The organism is Pseudomonas sp. LBUM1668 (assembly GCF_059695715.1).
In genome coordinates this window covers 3,814,471-3,832,392 of the sequence record NZ_CP166787.1, presented here as the reverse complement: position 1 = coordinate 3,832,392, position 17,922 = coordinate 3,814,471, and the positions used below count along the sequence as shown (strand labels likewise).

General features: G+C 58.6%; 14 protein-coding genes. 5 read left to right on the top strand and 9 right to left on the bottom strand.

The window, feature by feature from the left end:
• Nucleotides 1–168: 168 nt before the first annotated feature.
• Nucleotides 169–843, bottom strand: a complete 675-nt coding sequence (locus ACA061_RS17180; RefSeq protein WP_150605307.1) for a histidine phosphatase family protein — start codon at nt 841–843, stop codon at nt 169–171.
• A 341-nt stretch (nt 844–1,184) separates the two neighbouring features.
• Between ACA061_RS17180 and ACA061_RS17175 the strand changes: the two genes are divergently transcribed.
• On the top strand, nt 1,185–1,883 hold the full coding sequence (locus ACA061_RS17175) for a glutathione binding-like protein (protein WP_210553131.1): 699 nt from the start codon (nt 1,185–1,187) through the stop codon (nt 1,881–1,883).
• A 245-nt stretch (nt 1,884–2,128) separates the two neighbouring features.
• Nucleotides 2,129–3,103: a porphobilinogen synthase gene (hemB, locus tag ACA061_RS17170; protein WP_047300672.1), complete on the top strand. Its 975-nt coding sequence runs from the start codon at nt 2,129–2,131 to the stop codon at nt 3,101–3,103.
• A gap of 128 nt (nt 3,104–3,231) precedes the next feature.
• On the opposite strand, the gene ACA061_RS17165 is transcribed toward hemB, so the two are convergent.
• Together ACA061_RS17165 and ACA061_RS17160 are read right to left on the bottom strand one after the other, a co-directional pair.
• Nucleotides 3,232–4,767, bottom strand: a complete 1,536-nt coding sequence (locus ACA061_RS17165; protein ID WP_497299691.1) for an FAD-dependent oxidoreductase — start codon at nt 4,765–4,767, stop codon at nt 3,232–3,234.
• 116 nt (nt 4,768–4,883) lie between these two features.
• Nucleotides 4,884–7,088 (bottom strand): TonB-dependent receptor, encoded by a 2,205-nt coding sequence (locus ACA061_RS17160; RefSeq protein WP_497299690.1) that lies wholly within the window; start codon nt 7,086–7,088, stop codon nt 4,884–4,886.
• Between the two features lie 356 nt (nt 7,089–7,444).
• On the opposite strand from ACA061_RS17160, the gene ACA061_RS17155 reads away from it, so the two are divergent.
• A complete protein-coding gene (locus tag ACA061_RS17155) occupies nt 7,445–8,536 on the top strand; it encodes a DUF1615 domain-containing protein (protein ID WP_497299689.1) in 1,092 nt (363 codons plus the stop codon).
• Between the two features lie 85 nt (nt 8,537–8,621).
• Here ACA061_RS17155 and ACA061_RS17150 read toward each other — a convergent pair whose 3' ends face one another.
• The 4 genes from ACA061_RS17150 to ACA061_RS17135 form a co-directional block, all read right to left on the bottom strand.
• Nucleotides 8,622–9,257: a phage infection protein gene (locus tag ACA061_RS17150; protein ID WP_497299688.1), complete on the bottom strand. Its 636-nt coding sequence runs from the start codon at nt 9,255–9,257 to the stop codon at nt 8,622–8,624.
• Between the two features lie 226 nt (nt 9,258–9,483).
• Nucleotides 9,484–10,176 carry an anti-sigma factor gene (locus ACA061_RS17145; protein ID WP_210553127.1) on the bottom strand — a complete coding sequence of 231 codons (693 nt, stop codon included), beginning with the start codon at nt 10,174–10,176 and terminating at the stop codon, nt 9,484–9,486.
• Nucleotides 10,173–10,700 (bottom strand): sigma-70 family RNA polymerase sigma factor, encoded by a 528-nt coding sequence (locus ACA061_RS17140; protein ID WP_210699691.1) that lies wholly within the window; start codon nt 10,698–10,700, stop codon nt 10,173–10,175. The genes ACA061_RS17145 and ACA061_RS17140 overlap by 4 nt, the downstream gene beginning before the upstream one ends.
• Before the next feature lie 235 nt (nt 10,701–10,935).
• The gene (locus tag ACA061_RS17135; protein ID WP_150605405.1) at nt 10,936–11,457 is read right to left on the bottom strand and encodes a DUF3455 domain-containing protein; all 522 of its coding nucleotides are present in this window, start codon (nt 11,455–11,457) and stop codon (nt 10,936–10,938) included.
• 237 nt (nt 11,458–11,694) lie between these two features.
• Here ACA061_RS17135 and ACA061_RS17130 point away from each other — a divergent pair, with 237 nt between their 5' ends.
• Nucleotides 11,695–12,318, top strand: a complete 624-nt coding sequence (locus tag ACA061_RS17130) for a glutathione S-transferase (RefSeq protein WP_210553126.1) — start codon at nt 11,695–11,697, stop codon at nt 12,316–12,318.
• A 229-nt stretch (nt 12,319–12,547) separates the two neighbouring features.
• On the opposite strand, the gene ACA061_RS17125 is transcribed toward ACA061_RS17130, so the two are convergent.
• Nucleotides 12,548–12,988, bottom strand: coding sequence for a CBS domain-containing protein (locus tag ACA061_RS17125; protein ID WP_210553125.1), 441 nt, complete (start codon nt 12,986–12,988; stop codon nt 12,548–12,550).
• 223 nt (nt 12,989–13,211) lie between these two features.
• Between ACA061_RS17125 and ACA061_RS17120 the strand changes: the two genes are divergently transcribed.
• Nucleotides 13,212–14,969, top strand: coding sequence for a dermonecrotic toxin domain-containing protein (locus ACA061_RS17120; RefSeq protein ID WP_497299687.1), 1,758 nt, complete (start codon nt 13,212–13,214; stop codon nt 14,967–14,969).
• A gap of 45 nt (nt 14,970–15,014) precedes the next feature.
• Here ACA061_RS17120 and ACA061_RS17115 read toward each other — a convergent pair whose 3' ends face one another.
• The gene (locus ACA061_RS17115) at nt 15,015–17,768 is read right to left on the bottom strand and encodes an RHS repeat-associated core domain-containing protein (protein ID WP_497299686.1); all 2,754 of its coding nucleotides are present in this window, start codon (nt 17,766–17,768) and stop codon (nt 15,015–15,017) included.
• Nucleotides 17,769–17,922: the final 154 nt, after the last annotated feature.

Sequence of the window (17,922 nt, the reverse complement as noted above, 5' to 3'; positions counted from 1 at the left end):
AACCCTGTGGGAGCCTGGCTTGCCAGTGATGAGGCCATCACTGACAGTAGAAGACTCAAGTCAGGCAAGTGTCCTAGCCATAATCCAGCCTTCCACAGCATTCATTGTGCATTCAAACCCTGTGGGAGCTGGCTTGCCAGCGATGAGGGCCGAATAGGCACCCGAAACTCAAGTCGGGCAGGTGGCCTTGCCGTTATCCAGCCCTTGCTTGTAGCTGTGGCTCTGCAAACTGGCCTTGCCGTTGTGCCACGTCAGGGTCAGCACGTACAGCGAATCGAAGTCGCTGCCCGCCCAGTCCTCGGTGATGGACTGTTTTTCGCCGACGGCATTACCGGCCACCTTGTTGATCAGTTCCGGCAGATAGCCGTGGGACCACGCGGTGTAGATGGTGGAGTTGTGATACTTGTCATCCAGCAGTTCGCGCGCCAGATCGCTGGTGTCATTGGCCGAAAACTCGATATTCACCGGCAGGCCCAGCTTGATGGCGGCGGGGCTGATGGTCATCAGCGGGCGAATGTAGCTGTAGGAGTTGTCGAGCTCGCCTTCCTCGACATTGCGCGTCGGGTTGGCGGCGAACACGTAGTCGGCCTTGCCGAATTTCTCCGGCAGCAGCGTCGACAGGTCGATGGCGCGGTTCAAACCCTGGCAATTGAGCTGGCCGAGACCACCCTCGGGCTTCTCCGCATGGCGCAGGAACACCAGGGTCTGGGTGCCGTCCGCCGGTTGCGCACGACTCTCGCTGGATTCCAGCGACAGGAACAACGCGCTGACCGCCAACAGGGAGGGCAGGGCCACATAGGCGCGATGTTTGAAGCGTTTGGCGAAACTCATCAGATTCGTCATGAAATAAAAATTCTTCAGCGTGTTCGGTTAAGGCTGACAAACCTTTACACCGCAGGCTCCCAGCACCGGGTGTTTTCCATGTCATGAAGCGTTTCCTCTGCAACAAGGGCATAGCTCAGAGTGCCCGAGGCCCTTTTGGTTCGATCACAAGCGTGCGCGGCACTCTAATGGCAAGCACCCAGGGCATGCGGCAGAGATTAATCACTGAATGTTACGGTTCTGTAGGAGCTGCCGAAGGCTGCGATCTTTTGATCCTGTTGAAACGCTCAAGATCAAAAGATCGCAGCCTTCGGCAGCGCCTACATTATGATCGGGCTTTAATTTGTGACTGGATGCTTCCCATGACCGATCTGTCCGCGTTCCCGATCACCCATAAATGGCCGGCGCAGTACCCTGACTGGATTCAGCTCTATTCCTTGCCGACACCCAACGGCGTCAAGGTTTCGATCATGCTCGAAGAGATCGGTCTGCCGTACGAGCCGCATCGCGTGGGTTTCGATACCAATGATCAGTTGTCCCCGGAGTTCCTATCGCTAAACCCGAACAACAAGATCCCGGCAATTCTTGATCCCCACGGCCCCGAAGATCAGCCGCTGCCGTTGTTCGAGTCCGGCGCGATCCTGATTTACCTCGCCGACAAGAGCGGTCAGTTGCTCGCGCAGGAAGGCACCTTGCGTTACGAAACCCTGCAGTGGTTGATGTTCCAGATGGGCGGTATCGGCCCGATGTTCGGTCAGCTTGGTTTTTTCAACAAATTCGCTGGCAAGGATTACGAGGACAAGCGTCCGCGTGATCGTTACGTCGATGAAAGCAAACGCCTGCTCAAGGTGCTCGACGGTCGGCTGGAAGGTCGCGACTGGATCATGGGCGAGCGTTACACCATTGCCGATATCGCGACATTTCCATGGGTGCGCAATTTGATCGGGTTTTATGAGGCCGGTGACTTGGTGGGCATCAGCAACTTCCCGAATGTCACCCGGGTGCTGGAGCGCTTTCTGGCACGGCCTGCGGTAATCCGTGGTTTAACGATCCCTTCCTGACCAATGCAAATCCCCTGTAGGAGCTGCCGAAGGCTGCGATCTTTTGATCTTGTTTTTTAGAATCAAAGTCAAAAGATCGTCCGAACGCGGCCCGAGCCTTCGGCAGCTCCTACAGGGGAGTGAGGTTATTGTTGCATCTGCAGTAATGCTGTCTTGATTGATCCAGGTTTGTACGCCAGCCCCCGCAAGGCATAAGCTTCGCCCCCTACGACTTTCGTCTCATCTTCCGTTTTCAGGAAAGCCCCATGTCCAGTCAGTTCCCCGAAGCACGTCCCCGCCGTCTGCGCCGCAATGCGAGCCTGCGCAGTCTGTTCCAGGAAACCGAGTTCAGCCTGAATGATCTGGTGCTGCCGATTTTCGTCGAGGAAGAGATCGATGATTTCGTGCCGATCAAAAGCATGCCCGGTGTGATGCGTATTCCCGAGCGCAAACTGGCCAGCGAAATCGAGCGCTATGCCCGCGCTGGCATCAAGTCGGTAATGACCTTCGGTGTGTCCCATCATCTGGACAGCAACGGCAGCGACACCTGGCGCGAAGAGGGCCTGGTTTCGCGCATGTCGCGCATCGCCAAGGACGCCGTGCCGGAAATGATCGTGATGTCCGACACCTGTTTCTGCGAATACACCGATCACGGCCACTGCGGCGTGATGCACAACCATGAAGTCGACAACGATCAGACCCTGATCAACCTCGGCAAACAGGCCGTTGCTGCTGCCCGTGCGGGTGCGGATGTGATTGCGCCGTCGGCGGCGATGGACGGTCAGGTGCGGGCGATTCGCCAGGCACTGGATGCGGCCGGGTTCACGCAGATTCCGATCATGGCGTATTCGACAAAATTCGCCTCGGCGCTGTACGGCCCGTTCCGCGAGGCTGGTGGCAGCGCGTTGAAGGGCGACCGCAAAAGCTATCAGATGAACCCGATGAACCGCCGCGAAGCTCTGCGCGAATCGTTGCTCGACGAGCAGGAAGGCGCGGATGCGCTGATGGTCAAACCAGCCGGCGCGTACCTCGACATCATCCGCGACATCCGCGAAGCCTCGAACCTGCCGCTGGCGGCGTATCAGGTCAGCGGCGAGTACGCGATGATCAAATTCGGCGCGCAGGCCGGAGCGATTGATGAGGATCGCGTGGTGCGCGAGAGCCTGGGCGCGATCAAGCGTGCGGGGGCGGATCTGATCTTCACGTACTTTGCGATGGATCTGGCGCTGGCCGGGATCTAAGCAACACGGCAAAACCTTGTGGGAGCTGGCTTGCCAGCGATAGCGGTGGTTCAGTCGAGGTTGATTTTGGCTGTGCTGACCTCATCGCTGGCAAGCCAGCTCCCACAGGTTTCTGTGGTGTTCGTGGGTCAGGGGCAGGCGAAAAATGGCCGGATCCCTTGGTCGCGGAAGTAGCGTTCGATCACCTTTGGGTCGGCGCTGCTATCGGCAATCGCCACGTATGTGTCCGGGCGCAACAGGTAAAAGCCGTTGCGCGCCAATCCTGCCGTTTCAAACGCCGGTCGCCAGTCGAACACGTGCAGTGGCAAGTGATGCTCAAGGCACCAGACGAGCATTTCGTCGCTGGTGTCGCCATACACATGCACCTGCCAGCACGGCTGGCGCAGCGGTTCGTAATTATCTCCCTCACCGTCATGCGCCCACGGCAAGCGATCGCCGCCGTGGACATGACCGGCCGTGCCTTGACTCAGCGGCATGCCACGATAGTTGAGGGTGACTTGGGAAACGGTGCGAAAGAGGAATTCGCGACTCGCCTCGAACGACGCCATTTTCGGAATCAGAAACGGTGCCAGCCGCGTGCGCAACAGATCGGCCATGCGTCCCTCGGCCGTGACGAAGCTGAACACTTTGTCAGTGGTTGAGACGAGCCGCCGGGCGAAGGCGATGCGTTCGGTTTCATAGCTGTCGAGCAGTTTGGCCTCGGCACCGCCGCTGAGGACTGCAGCGAGTTTCCACGCCAGATTGATCGCATCGCCGATGCCGGTGTTCATGCCCTGACCGCCCGCCGGGCTGTGCACATGGGCCGCGTCGCCGAGCAGAAACGCCCGCCCGCCGCGAAAATGCTCAGCCACGCGGTGGTGCACGCGGTAGGTGGAAAACCAGTGGACGTCCTCGATGTGCACTTTCAGGTGTTCGATGGCGCGGCTGCTGACATCAGAAAACTCCAGAGTTTCGGCGCGCTCCGCACGTTCGTCGCGCACCGTGCCGATCAATCGCGCGCGGCCTTCGCCGGCCAGTGGAAACACTGCGAGAAAGTCCGCTTCGTCCAGATCCAGATGCAACTCGCCGTTGAGCGCCGGGCCGCTGGCTTGGACATCCGCCACATAGAAAATCTGCTGATAAGTGCCACCGGGGAAACCGGCGTCGAGGTTTTTGCGCACCACCGATCGCGCCCCGTCTGCACCTGCCAGATAGCAGGCTTGGCAGATTTCCTGCTCGCCATCGGGCAGACGTAAATGGACCGTTACGCCATCGCCAGTCTCCTCGAAATACTCCAGTGTGGTGTTGCGCTCGACGCTGACGCCGTAGTCTTCGAGACGCTCGATCAACAGCTGTTCATGTTGGTCCTGCGGGAATATTTCGACGAACGAGTAGGGCGTCAGACCTTCGCCGATACGGTTCAGCGGCAACTGCGCAACCGGTTTGCCATTGACCCAGAAGTTTGCCGCCGCGACCTGATGACCGTTGCGCACGATGGTCTCGGCCAGATCCAGTTGCCGATACAGCTCCAGCGTTCGCGCCTGCACCGCCAGCGCCCGGGAAGTGGTGCCAGGGGCGGCGGTCTTGTCGATGATGCGCACCTGCACGCCCAGTTTGCTCAGCCACAGGGCCAGCACCAGCCCGGTGGGGCCGGCGCCGATGATCAGGACGTCGCTGCGGTTCATGGGTGTGTGCTCCTTTTGCTGTGGAGCAAGTATGGATCAGAAGGAGAGGGTGGCCAGTTTGTCGGCCAGACGGAAAAAGGCCCCGCAGCGTTGAAGTTGCGGGGCCTTTTCAGGCCTTAGAAATCAATCGTGCCCGACAACTTCGCCACCCGCGGCTCACCCTGAGTCAGGTAACCGCCCTGCGCCGATTCCCAATACTTCTTGTTGGCCAGGTTCTCCACACCCAGGCGCACCGTCACGTCTTTCTCCGACACCTTGAAGGCATAACGCGCGCCTGCGTCAAAGCGGTTCCAGGTCGGCAGGCTGAGGTTATTGGCCGCGTCGGCGTATTGGCCGCCGGTGCGCAACATCCGCGCGTTCAGCGCTACGCCTTGCAGGCCGGGTACGTCCCAATCGGCGCCGGCGTTGAACTGGAAGGTCGGCACACCGATAGCACGGTTGCCGTCATTGGCGCCGTTGAGGGTGTTCTTCAGTTCGGTGTCCATCAGGGTCAGGCCGCTGATCAGGCGCAGGCCTTGGATCGGCTCACCGAACACGTTCATTTCCACGCCTTTGTTGACCTGCTCGCCTTCACGCACGTAGGTGCACGTGGTGGCGCTGTCGATTTCACAGTAACCGTCGCTCGGCTGCTCGATGCGATAAACCCCCAGGCTCGCGCCGTAGGTGCCCATGTCGATCTTCACTCCGGCCTCGGTCTGCTTGGAGCGCGCCGGTGCATAGACTTCGTTGCCGTTGGTCACGCGGAATCCGCCGGCGCTGGTCGGCGAGGTCGGGCCTGCGGCGAGGCCTTCGATGTGGTTGGCGTAGAACGACACGTGGTCCCACGGTTTGAACACGATGCCATAGACCGGCGTGGTGATCGATTCGTCGTAGCTCGACGAACGCGGGCCGCTGCCGTAACTGGCGTATCCGTAACCTTGCACTACGAGTTGCTGGCGACGCAGGCCGGCAGTCACCAGCAGGCGATCATCGAAGAAGCCGAGGGTGTCGGAAATTGCCAGGCTGCGGTTGAAGGTTTTGCCGACGATGCCCGGATCATTCAGGTCGCCGCCGGAGAAGTTACCGACCGGCGCTGGCGTTTGCACCGGGTGGTAGATGTTGTTGGCGTATTGGGTCAGGTCAAAATCGTAGGCGCTGCGCTGTTCGGCCCAGATGCCGGTCAGGCCGAAGTTGAGCTTGTGGCTGACCGGGCCGGTGTTGAATTTGCCGTTAAGGCCAGCCATGACGCTGGTGTTGTCTTCATCGTGAGGAACGAAAGAGCCGGTGGTGAACGATGCGCCAGTGTTGCCCACCAGCGTCGTCGAGTTGTAGCGCCCGACTTCACGGGTGTGCTTGGCGCCGCCGGCAGCGTAGGCGGTCCAGTTGTCGTTGAGATCGTACTCGGCGCGGAGCATGCCGAAGGTGTCTTCAATATCGGTGTAGCCCCATTTCGGCGCGTAGTTGGTGTCGGCCGATGGCGCGTCCGGGATGTGCGTGGCGGTGCCGAGGTTGACCGAACTGCGGCCACCGTTGACGCGCTCCTTCTGATAGGCGAAATCGCCGGAAACCCGCAGCGCATCGCCGCGATAGTCGAGGCCGATGGCGAACAGTTTCGAGCGCTGGTTTTCGTGATCGATGCCAGTGTCACCCTCACGCTGGGACAGGTTGATGCGCGCGCCGAAGCGGTTGTCTTCACCGAAGCGTTGGCCAATGTCGAAGTGATGACCGATGCGACCTTCGCTGTTGATGTCCGTGGTGTAGCGGCGCAGCGGCACATCGCCGGCGCGTTTTGGCTGCAGGTTGACGCCGCCGCCGATTCCGGAGCCGGTCGGGGTCACGCCGTTGATAAAGGCGTTCGGGCCCTTGAACACTTCCACGCGCTCCAGGGCGTCGGTGGAAATGATCTGCCGCGGCAACACGCCATACAGGCCGTTATAGGAAATGTCGTCGCCGTTCAGCGGCAGGCCACGGATCATGAACACCTGCGACTGGTTGGAAAACCCCGAAGCCTGGCGCACTGACGAATCGTTGAGCAGCACGTCGGCGACGTTTTCGGCCTGCTGATCCTGAATCAGTTGTTCAGTGTAGGACGCGGCGCTGAACGGCACGTCCATCATGTCTTGATTGCCCAACACGCCGAGCTGGCCTCCGCGTGCGACCTGACCACCGGAATAGACCGGGGGCAGGGCGTTTGGCGCTGGCGCTTGAGCGTTGATATTGACGTTGTCCAGCACCAGCTCTTTGCCGTCTTTTTCAGCGGCGTGGGCGGTAACGGTCAGGGAGCAGAGCAGGGCAAGAAGCGTCGGACGAAAAGGAACGCGGAGTCGGGCAGGAGCGGACATGTTTCATACCTGGAGGCGCACGGCCAGTCAGAAAAGTGAGGCGGCGCGTGAACTCCTTGCGCAAATGCGACTCCAGGCGCGAATGATAGGTTTTCTCAGTAACGTTTTGCAATCAGTTTGTCATCATCGCTGCATCACCCCGCACCGCCCCTGTAGGAGCTGCCGAAGGCTGCGATCTTTTGATCTTGTTTCTAAAAACCCAAATCAAAAGATCGTCCGAACGCGGCCCGAGCCTTCGGCAGCTCCTACAGGGGAATGTGTTCAGTCAGGGAACAGGCCCGGATCATCGCAGTCCTAGCCTGCGCCATACCATTGAACGTATGGTGAACCCGCCTCAACGGACTGGATGGAGCAACATGCACACCCCTCGATTACTGATCACCCTCGCGGCAATGCTGGTGCTGGCCGGTTGCGCCAGCCAGCGCAATGGCGAGCCCGCCCCGCGTCCTGCGGCCGAAGTGAAGGCTGAGATCGTGCGCCTGATGCCGGCGAAAATCGCTGACCGCCAAGGCTGGGCCACTGATATTTACGTAGCATTTGTCACACAGGACATCAGCCCGACCACGCAAAACCTGTGTTCGGTGCTGGCCGTTGCCGAGCAGGAATCAACCTTTCAAGCCGATCCGACAGTGCCGGGCCTGGGCAAGATCGCTCGCGACGAAATCGACCGTCGTGCCGGCAAAGTCCACATCCCCAGCCTGCTGGTCAGCGGTGCTTTGCAGGTACGCTCCTCCAATGGCAAAACCTACAGCGAACGCTTGAAGGCGGCGCGCAGTGAAAAGGAATTGAGTGCCATTTTTGATGAGTTCATCGGCATGGTGCCGATGGGCCGCACGCTGTTCGGTGGCTTCAACCCGGTGCACACCGGCGGGCCGATGCAGGTCAGCATCGAATTTGCCGAGCAGCACGCCAAGGACTATCCGTACCCGGTGGACGGCACGATCCGCCGCGAAGTGTTCAGCCGTCGCGGCGGCATGTATTTCGGCATCGCGCATTTGCTCGGCTACCCCGTGAGTTACCGCGAGCCGCTCTATCGCTTCGCTGACTTCAATGCTGGTTGGTACGCCAGTCGCAATGCGGCGTTCCAGAATGCCGTCAGCCGCGCATCGGGTATCCCGCTGGCGCTGGATGGTGACCTGATCCGCTATGACTCGATCATGCCCGGCGGCACTGAACTGGCGGTGCGGACTCTCGGCAAGTCATTGGGCATGCGCAATCCGACCATTCGCGATCAATTGGAGAAGGGCAAAACCCTGGAGTTCGAAGAGACCAAGCTGTACCGAGAGGTTTTTGCATTGGCCGAGAAAGCCGAGGGCAAGTCTCTGCCGCGTGCAGTATTGCCGGGGATCGTCCTGCAGAGCCCGAAAATCACCCGCAAACTGACCACCGCGTGGTTCGCCAAGCGCGTGGATGAGCGCTACAAACGCTGCATGGCCAAGGCCGGATAACTTCCCAGACATAAAAGAACCAGACATAAAAAACCCGGCTGCGGGAGCCGGGTTTCTCTGGGTTGTTGCGATTAACGCCATTCATTCAAGCGTTGCGAAGTTCGTTCAGACGATCCGCACCACCTTCGGCGATGGTGTTGCCTTGCAGGCGATCCGAACCATCAGCGGCGATGGTGTTGCCTTGCAGACGATCCGAACCATCAGCTGCGATGGTGTTGCCTTGCAAGCGATCCGAGCCATCAGCGGCAACGGTGTTGCCTTGCAGGCGATCCGAGCCATCAGCGGCAACGGTGTTGCCTTGCAGGCGATCCGAACCATCAGCGGCGATGGTGTTGCCTTGCAGACGATCCGAGCCATCAGCGGCGATGGTGTTGCCTTGCAGACGATCCGAACCATCAGCGGCGACGGTGTTGCCTTGCAGGCGATCCGAGCCATCAGCGGCGATGGTGTTGCCTTGCAGACGATCCGAGCCATCAGCGGCGACGGTGTTGCCTTGCAGACGATCCGAGCCATCAGCTGCGATGGTGTTGCCTTGCAAGCGATCCGAGCCATCAGCGGCGACGGTGTTGCCTTGCAGGCGATCCGAGCCATCAGCGGCAACGGCGTTCTGGTACAGACGATCCGAGCCATCGGCCGCGATCATCGTGTGAATCGGGGTAGCGGCAAAAGCGTTAACTGCGAAAACCGAGAAAGCGATGCTGAGAAGAGTTTGGCGTTTCATGATGGTGTGCTCCAGGGGTGTTATTGGTTGGTATGGAGCAGATGTTACGCCGGAGATTTTTTATGAGAACTTCATTGCCGTGATTGTGAACATCGACGGCAATGATGATTGGGGAACTGGCCCCCTGTAGGAGCATTCGAGTGAAACGAGGCTGCGATCTTTTGATCTTGTTTTTAAGGGGAAAATCAAAAGATCGCAGCCTGCCGAAGCTCCTGCAAAGGCAGTTTCAGAGGACTTTGACTGCCCGGCCAATCGCCTGAATCGGCCCGGTCGGCTTGCCGATTGGCGAGCCGTTAGTACCCTCCAGCGTCAACTCGAATAGCTGATTCGCTTCCAGCGGCGGCAATTTATCCAGCGGCACCGACAGCGCCTGCCCCGGTTTGACCAACCCCAGCGATACCGGGCCCTGCCAGCCGTCAGCCTTGGTCCAGAACTCCAACGCCTTATCCGCCGGCACTTCCATCACACCCAGTGGAATCAGCTGAATCTCCCGCGAATTGCTCGCCTGGATCACCCAGCCCGGAGCCTTGTCCTGTGGCGCGACCAGCACCACCAGATAACTCGGTTTCGCAGTGGTCTGGGTCAGCAGCATTGAGCCCAACACCAATGTGGCGGCCAAGCCGGCAGCGCTCAGGCCGCGCCACAGCGGCAGCAGGTTCCACCATGAGGTCGCGGGTGTTTGTTGCGGGAGTCGATCAATGCTGCGATTGATCCGCGGCCACAGCAGCGCTGACGGTTGTTGCGGCGAGGCGAAATCCGTCAGCTCCAGCAACCGCCGCTCCCAGGCATCCACCGCCGCACGCAGATCAGGCTCATGTGGCAGACGTTTCTGCACCTCGATCCGCTGTTCGGCAGAGAGTGTGCCGAGCACGTATTCGCCCGCCAGTTCATCGCGTTCCTGCGCCGATTCAGTGGTCATCCCATGCACTCCCGCAAGGCGTTGAGGCTGCGTTTGATCCAGGCCTTGACCGTGCCGAGCGGCGTGTCGAGGCGCGTGGAAATCTGCGCGTGGGTATAGCCGTCGACGTAAGCGTGGAGAATGCAGCGCCGGCGCTGTGGGTCGAGTTGTTCCAGGCAGCGATGGATGCGCGCCGAGTGGTCCTGGGCGTTGAAGGTCTCGTCGAGCACTTCGTGGTCTTCGTCGAACGGCATTTCCCGCCGATGATCACGCAGTTGATTCAACGCCAGATGCCGCGTCACGCTGTACATCCAGCCGCGCGCCGAACCCCGTGAAACGTCAAACCCCGCCGCACCGTTCCAGATCTTGATAAATGCGTCATGGACAATGTCCTCCGCCAGCGCCGTGTCGCGCACCAGCCGTTTGGCCACACCGAGCAGGCGCGGGCCTTCCTGCACGTAAAGATCGCGCAGGGCCGAACGCTCGCCGCGGGCACAGGCAGCGAGGCGGGCTTCATAATCGAATTCGGGTTCGGGCAAGGTCATGCTGTGCAATCTAGCTGACATTCCTCAAACATCCAGAGTGCATAAATCCTTTGTAGGAGTGAGCCCTGTGGCGAGGGGATTTATCCCCGATCGGCTGCATGACAGTCGTAAAACCGTTGGATGCGATGAATCTGACACTGCGCATTTTCCGGTTTTGGGGAAGCTTCGCTCCCCGTCGGGGATAAAGCCCCTCACCACAGTTCGTTCCCACAGGGAATTTATGTAGGCAGGAAAATCAGTTCGCAGCCCAGAAAATGTAATCCGCCTGATATTTCACCACTTCCTGTTTGCCCTTGTTCGCGGTCGTGCAGGCTGTGCCCGGTGCCACGCCGCCCTTTAGCGCAACGCGCTGGATGTAGCTGACACCGCTCATTGCGCCTTCACCTTCAGCAGGGTTGGCCTTGACCAGTTGATAGGGCAGGTTGCCCGGAGTCGACGGCGCCACGGCCAATTGCGTACCGGTGACTTTCGAACCGTCCTTGGCCTGCCAGGTGGCGGGCGGGCCGAAATAGGTGCCGACCTGCTTGCCGCTGCGATCATTGAGCACCGCTTTCGGGCCGACGAAGGTCCACTCGGTCTGTCCGGCAGCATTGGGCTTGTCGCGGCATTCGTAAGTGATCTCGCCCACCCCGGTGGTTTCCATCGCGATCTTGTGGCCTTCCGGAACTTTGATGGCGTCCGGATAGTTGCTCTGGGCGAAGGTCGTCGTGGTGACGGCGAGCAAACCGGTGAAGCAGATCAGCTGTGTGGTGTTCATCAGTGTCTTTCTCCGAAAAGGGTAAACCGCTGACAGCCGAGGAGGGCTGTTACAGGGACTACCCGTGGCGGAGGGGTTTGGATGCAGTGCATGGAAAATATTTTTCAATCACCGCCAGCGCTGTCTTTCGACGTTTGAATTCGCAAGTGGCGAGTGCATGGGAAAAACGTGCCAAATCGCATACAGCAGCTATAAATAGTGCTACATCAGATGCCTGTCGGGGATTGAGGAGGGGATATGTATCAGCTCTACGGACATCGCAACTCAGGCGCAGCCGCCATCGAAGCGGCGCTGGAGTTGTGCCAGATCGCTTATCGCTTCATTGATATCGAAGCCAGCACCGAAGCCGCCGAGGACCTGGCGAAGCTCAATCCCCTGAAGCAGATCCCGACCCTGCAATTGCCAGATGGCAGCGTGCTCACCGAGAGCGCGGCGATTCTGATTCATCTGGGCCTGACATTTCCCAAATCGGGTTTGCTGCCGGCCAAGGCGGACGAGCGCGATCAGGCGATTCGCGGTCTGGTCTACATCGTCAGCAATTGCTACGCGGCCATCGGCGTCGTCGACTACCCCGAGCGCTGGCTGGTGATGCCCGACGAAGCGTCGCGGCAGAACCTGATCGCCGGCGCTCGCGAGCGATTGCACAGGAGTTGGGAAGTGTTTGCCGACCAGTTTTCCGCCGAGCTGTACCTGGACGACGAAACACCGGGTGCGCTGGACGTGCTGGCCGCGGTGGTGACGCGCTGGGCGGGCAGCCGCGAGCATCTGCGTCAGACACGGCCGGGGTTTTATGCGTGGTTGCAGCGCATTGATCGACATCCGGTGCTGGCGCCGGTGTTTGCCCGGCACTGGCCAGTGTGAACACACCGTAAATCCACTTGTGAATGTGATCCCTGTGGCGAGGGGATTTATCCCCGTTGGGCTGCGTAGCAGTCCTGAGACCATCCCGCGCGGTGTGTCTGACTAGCCGCGATTGCAGGTTTTGGGCGGCTTCGCCACCCAACGGGGATAAATCCCCTCGCCACATGATCCTCATGACCCATCACCGCAGGATTCATCTCTACAGGGGATTGTGGCGTTTTCGGGGTGATCACTCCCCGCGGATGTACTGCTCCAGTTGCTTGATCAGCTCGGCCTGCTCAGCAATCGCCTCTTTCACCAAGTCACCAATCGACAGCAAGCCAATCAGCTTGCCGTTCTCCACCACCGGCAGGTGGCGCAGGCGCTTGTCCGACATGATGCTCAGGCAGGTGTCGACAGTCTGGTGGGTGTCGACGGTAATCACGTTCGCCACCATGATGTCGCGAACCGGCGTGCCCACGGACGAACGGCCATGCAGCACCAGTTTGCGCGCGTAATCGCGTTCGCTGATGATGCCGACCACGGTGTCGTCTTCCACCACCAGCAAGGCGCCGACGTTTTTCTCGGCCATCTTCATCAGCGCTTCGAGCACCATGTGATCAGGCTTGATCTGGTGCACTTCCTGGTTTTTCTGATCTTTGAGCTTGAGCAGTTGGGCGACGGTCTTCATGGCGGTTACTCAGGTGTTGTCGTTGTAATGCAAGCATCGTAGACGCTGGCGCGCAGGGCAAGGTGGCAAAGCGGCAGATAGCACGCAAAAAACGTCATTTGGCTGTTTTTTTCCACACATGGCCGCTTCTTTGCCTATGCACGTCTTGATACAGAAGTGCGCGATGGCGGTTCTGAGGCTTCGCTAGACTCGGGCATCTGAATTTCATGGATGAAAACTCTCGATGCCCAGCTTGAATCTGAGCAACAAAAATATATTGCCCTCACTGCCCGATGCTCTGGCTGATAATCCCACGTTCAGTTTCATTGCCGGGAACGTTCCAGACTGGCTATTGAATGCTACCGCACAGTACAGAGGCGCGTTAAAACAGGCCGCAGTGCCAGACCAGCCTTGGTTTCACTCTGCCTCGTCAGCGCAACGCGATGAGATGAAAAACGCCGTTGCAGCGAGTTGGACTGCCCGGCAGGCGGTGGACAAGGTTTTCGCGCGGCTGACCGAAGTCGAAGCGTTTGCCCATGAGTTACTGACCGCTGCGCTGAAAGACCGCTATGACATCACCGTAGACGTCAGCTCGACGTGTCTAAGGCTATACCGTTCGACCGGGATGACGGGTGGCTTCGAGGTGCGCACCCTGACCCTGCTCGAGTGCTGTCTGCACAATTTCGAATTGAAAGAGACTCGACCAGAATATTACGACCAGGCGAGCGACTTTATTACTCGACCTTCGGCCTCCGGAGCATTCGACGTCGTGCCGATCAAGGCCAGAATGTCCGTCGCGGCTTTTACCGCGTTGTGCCGGGAGCTGGACGCAGGTGCTGCTTATCAGAGATATCTCGAAGACTTTTTCGATCCGGCCAATCCCGTTGCCAGCGCCGTACTGAAAATAAAGGTCGAGGCTAACGAGAAAAGCACCCTGCGCCTGTGCAATGGGCTGGCGTTGCTCAAAGGCGATATTGATCACGACGCTCATCGTTTGGTAGAGAGGTGGGCTGCGGGAGATCGACGGTTGATCTGGAACGGGCGGGCAGTCCACTGCCATGCATTGACGATGATGGGCGTCGAGTTGCCAGGGATTGTGCTGGTCTGCGCCGATCTTGAGCACAGTTCAACGACTGTTCCGGTCATTGCCTATGTCCCCCATGATCCCGAGCATCCGCTCAAGCAGTATGCGTCTTCGACCCAGTTCGTCGTCGAGCTGACACGACAGCTGCGCTCACCTGAGTACCAGCGATTCTTCAGCCGGTTCGTGCCGCATCAGCACCGAGGTCAGTTCTTTTTTCAGCTCAACAATCGGCTATCAAAACTGCAATGGCATGCACCGGTTCCTTTTCAGCAACTGCCGGCCTGGCGCCCAGCGCCTGTTCTGAAACCTGATCTGCAGATCGGCTATGCGCGAATCAAAGGTGAGTTCTGGTTTCATCAGTTTCAGCAGCAGTTGAACACGTTGTTCGCCGACGCTCGAACGCGTGCAGTACCCACCGGCGATGAGGACGCCAAGTCTCGTTGGGCACGCTGGGACAGCTTCCTCAAAGTCGCGCTGACTGTGCTGGAAGTGGGGGCATTTGTCGCCGCGCCGTTTGTACCTGGTCTGGGTGAATTGATGCTTGCGTATACCGCCTACCAACTGTTGGATGAGACGTTCGAAGGGATTGTCGAGTGGGCTCAAGGTCTGCGTACTGAGGCGTTCGAACATTTCCTCGGAGTGGTGTTGTCGCTTGAGGCGGGGGACGGGTTGGTCAACCGAATGATCGAACAGCGGTTTTGGCGCAAGTATCTGAAGGGCAAGCATGCAGCAGCATTCGAGCGAAACGCGAGGATATACAACGCCAAGTCAGAGGAGTTGTTGAACCGGCATCTGGCGGGTGCTGTTGCGCAACATGGATACGAGCACGAACTTGTCGAGTTGGCGGAGGAGCGCCAGGATTTGTTGAGATCGCTGACTTTCGCGGCATTGACGAAAATGTCACTGAGTGTTCGGTAAAGGACCGTAGGCCTGATCTTGCGAACAGGCATACGGTCCGGGCATTCAAGGTCTAGCTCTTTTCAGGAACGCATCTACCGGCAGTGTTTCTTTTTCATCTTCGACTTTTCGCCAAATCGAAGAGTTCGTTTTTGTACTGCGTGTCGGGACGTTAAAGGCCGTTGTGATGTCGTCGTAAGTTGCGACCAGAATACCGCGGCAGTTGTAACAAGCGGGGAAGGCTTGCGCACGGTGCATGTACTGCAATTTATTAGTCATCAACTCGATGAGTTGCGGGTCGGTTGAACCTGTTAACTCATGTTGTAGATAAAGCTTGAAATTGCCTGCCTGGACTTCACCGTGGGCACCCGGCAACCCGGCCGACTGCGGCAAATAACCACCCGATGCCGAGATATGGTATTTGATCTTTTGTTGGATAATCGGGTGAATAGGTGGTACTTCCCTTTCCATACCTGCCAGGCTTGTGGGGACGGGGCGGTCTCCGTCCCACAGCATTACGGGGTAATCTGGATCATTCAATCGTCGGATGTATTGCTTCTCCAATTCCTCGAGAAACTTAACAGGGTCCGTAACCTTGAGCACGCCTCCGGCTACCAGGTTGTCTGAATGAAGATGGGCGTCGTAGGGTCTACTGACATTCAAACCATGGTCGGCAGTGGTAAGCGGGATATTGAAAGTTTTGCCAGACCGTGATGTTCCCCTCTCTCGGGGGATATTGAAAAAATCCGTCGTTAGTGCAACCACTTCCCCTTCGGGCTCGGATGAGTGAAGTGCAGCTCCAGCATGAGCGACAAGAATCTTGTCTCTTGCCTCAGCGTGAAACTGGTACTGGTCGCTCGTATCAGGCGTGCGGAGGATCGTGGTCGTTCGCCCAGCCACCGTCTCGTAAGTTTTGTCACCGGGTTTGTCGCGCACAAGTCCCTCGATGTCGACAAAACTCATCGGGTTATTCCCCACCATCACATACAAATTCCAGCCATCCACTGCCCCCGCCGGATCGGCGCTGATCCAGCGTTGCGACCACGGTGCGTAATAGCGTCGTCCGTAATAATAGAGCCCTGTGTCATCCAGTTCCTTGCCCGAGTAACGAATGGTCTTGTAGCTGACTTCCAGTTCCGAGTGCGCTACCAGTGAGGCGGTGCCGCCGAACGGGTAATAATGTTCATGACTGATCAGGCGTGCGTTCTGGTCGAGCTCGATCAGGCTGGAACTCTGACTGTCTTCAAGGCAATAACGCAGTTGATCGTTGACGATTTCGCCCGGGCGGCCACTGAGCCAATGCAGGCAGCGGACATTGCCGATCATCGTCGGCAACGTAATGACGTGCAACTCTTCACCCGTTTCGCGAGTGCGGATCTCGATGCCCGGCAGGTAGCGCACCTGACAAAAATGCGTCTTGGTTGAGCCTTGAGTCTCGTGGTGTTTGAAGACTCGGGCGCCGCCGCTGTAGCGATAGGTTTCCTTGTCGGGCAGCGCGGATTCGCGTTCGATCAACGTGACCGATGCCAGTTCATCCAGGACATTCCATTGCAAACCCTGGCCGGGTTGCAAGGCCTGCAGGTTGCCATGAGCGTCGAATTTCGTGGCGAAATCGGGCGGTGAGTCACCTTCTTTCCAGCGCACGCCGCGATTGCTGTTCGGGTCAATGAACATGCGCTGGGTGTAGCCACCGATTGCCCGGGCGTGAATCAGTTTGACCAGGTTATCAGCGGCGTCGTATTCGTAGGTCTGGGTGTAATTGAGGCGGTTTTTGGGATCGCTCGGTAATGGACGGCCAGGCATGCCGGTCGGGGGCAGGGCGTCATGTCCGGTGGCGCGGATCAGGCGATAGAGCGAGTCATAGCTGTAGTCGCGCTTGCCATCGATCAACTGATTGGCAAAGAACGCCGGGTCAACAGTGTGATCCAGAAGACTGACGACGTTGCCGACCTTGTCGTATTTGTATTCGAGATTTTGCCGCAACGCCTCGCCGGGCAGACCTGCCTTGATGCCATTCAAGCGACCGTTGGCGCCATCGTATTCCCAATTGCACACCACGCCGTTGCCCAGGGTTTGTTCGATTTTCTCGCCTTCGGCGTTGTATCGGGCGTGTTTGAGGATGTCTTTTACAGCATCGTCGCCGCTGATCTTGAGAGTAACCTGCTGGAGTTGCCCGCCGATGTCATAGCGTGAGAATTGCTGATGGCCACGTGCATCCGTCTGGCTCAGTGCTGCGCCGTTGGCCCCGTAGCGCCAACGCGTGGTGTAGGCACCGGCATCGAACAGCGTGCGGGTTTCTTCCAGAGGCAAGGCGTTGAGGCTGAACGAACCGTAGTCCAGTGAACCCGAGGCATCGACCTTTCGCAGTAATTGGTCACGCAGGTTCTTTCCGGCATCTGCATCGGCCAAACCAAAGGTCAAGGCCTCCAGTTCAGCCCCGTCGTTCACTTTGATGCCCAGCAAGCGCAAACGATTGTCGAAGCGGTTGCTCCACCGATTCCCGCGGGCATCCCAACGCCGGACAACTTCCCCTGCCAAACCATGCAAACTCAGCCGCCAGCCAGAATCGACGCTGTCCAGCAGCAGCGCTTGGCCTGCCATGTCATGAATGGTCATCAAATTGGCTTTTGGCGCTGTTGCGAACAGTCGTGGATCCCAATGCTCTATCGCTCTGCCTGCGTCGTCGTGACGTGTCCGGGTGATCAACGACTGTACGGCCGCCCCTGGCACGTTTCGCCAATAGGCGATCTGACGAACAGGAAGACCCCGGCCGTCGTTCACGCTGACTGACGGGGTTCGGCGATGAACGGAGAGATCCATTTCTCATTTCCTTCGACGCAATGCATCGCATGGAGGCAAAGGCAAATCTAGCAACTCTGGCAAGGTGTGTAACCTGTCAACTCTGACAGGTGCCGCACCTTTGCCGACCATGTTTTGCGCGCCACCCAATGGTCGAATGCCGCGTAGAATGCCC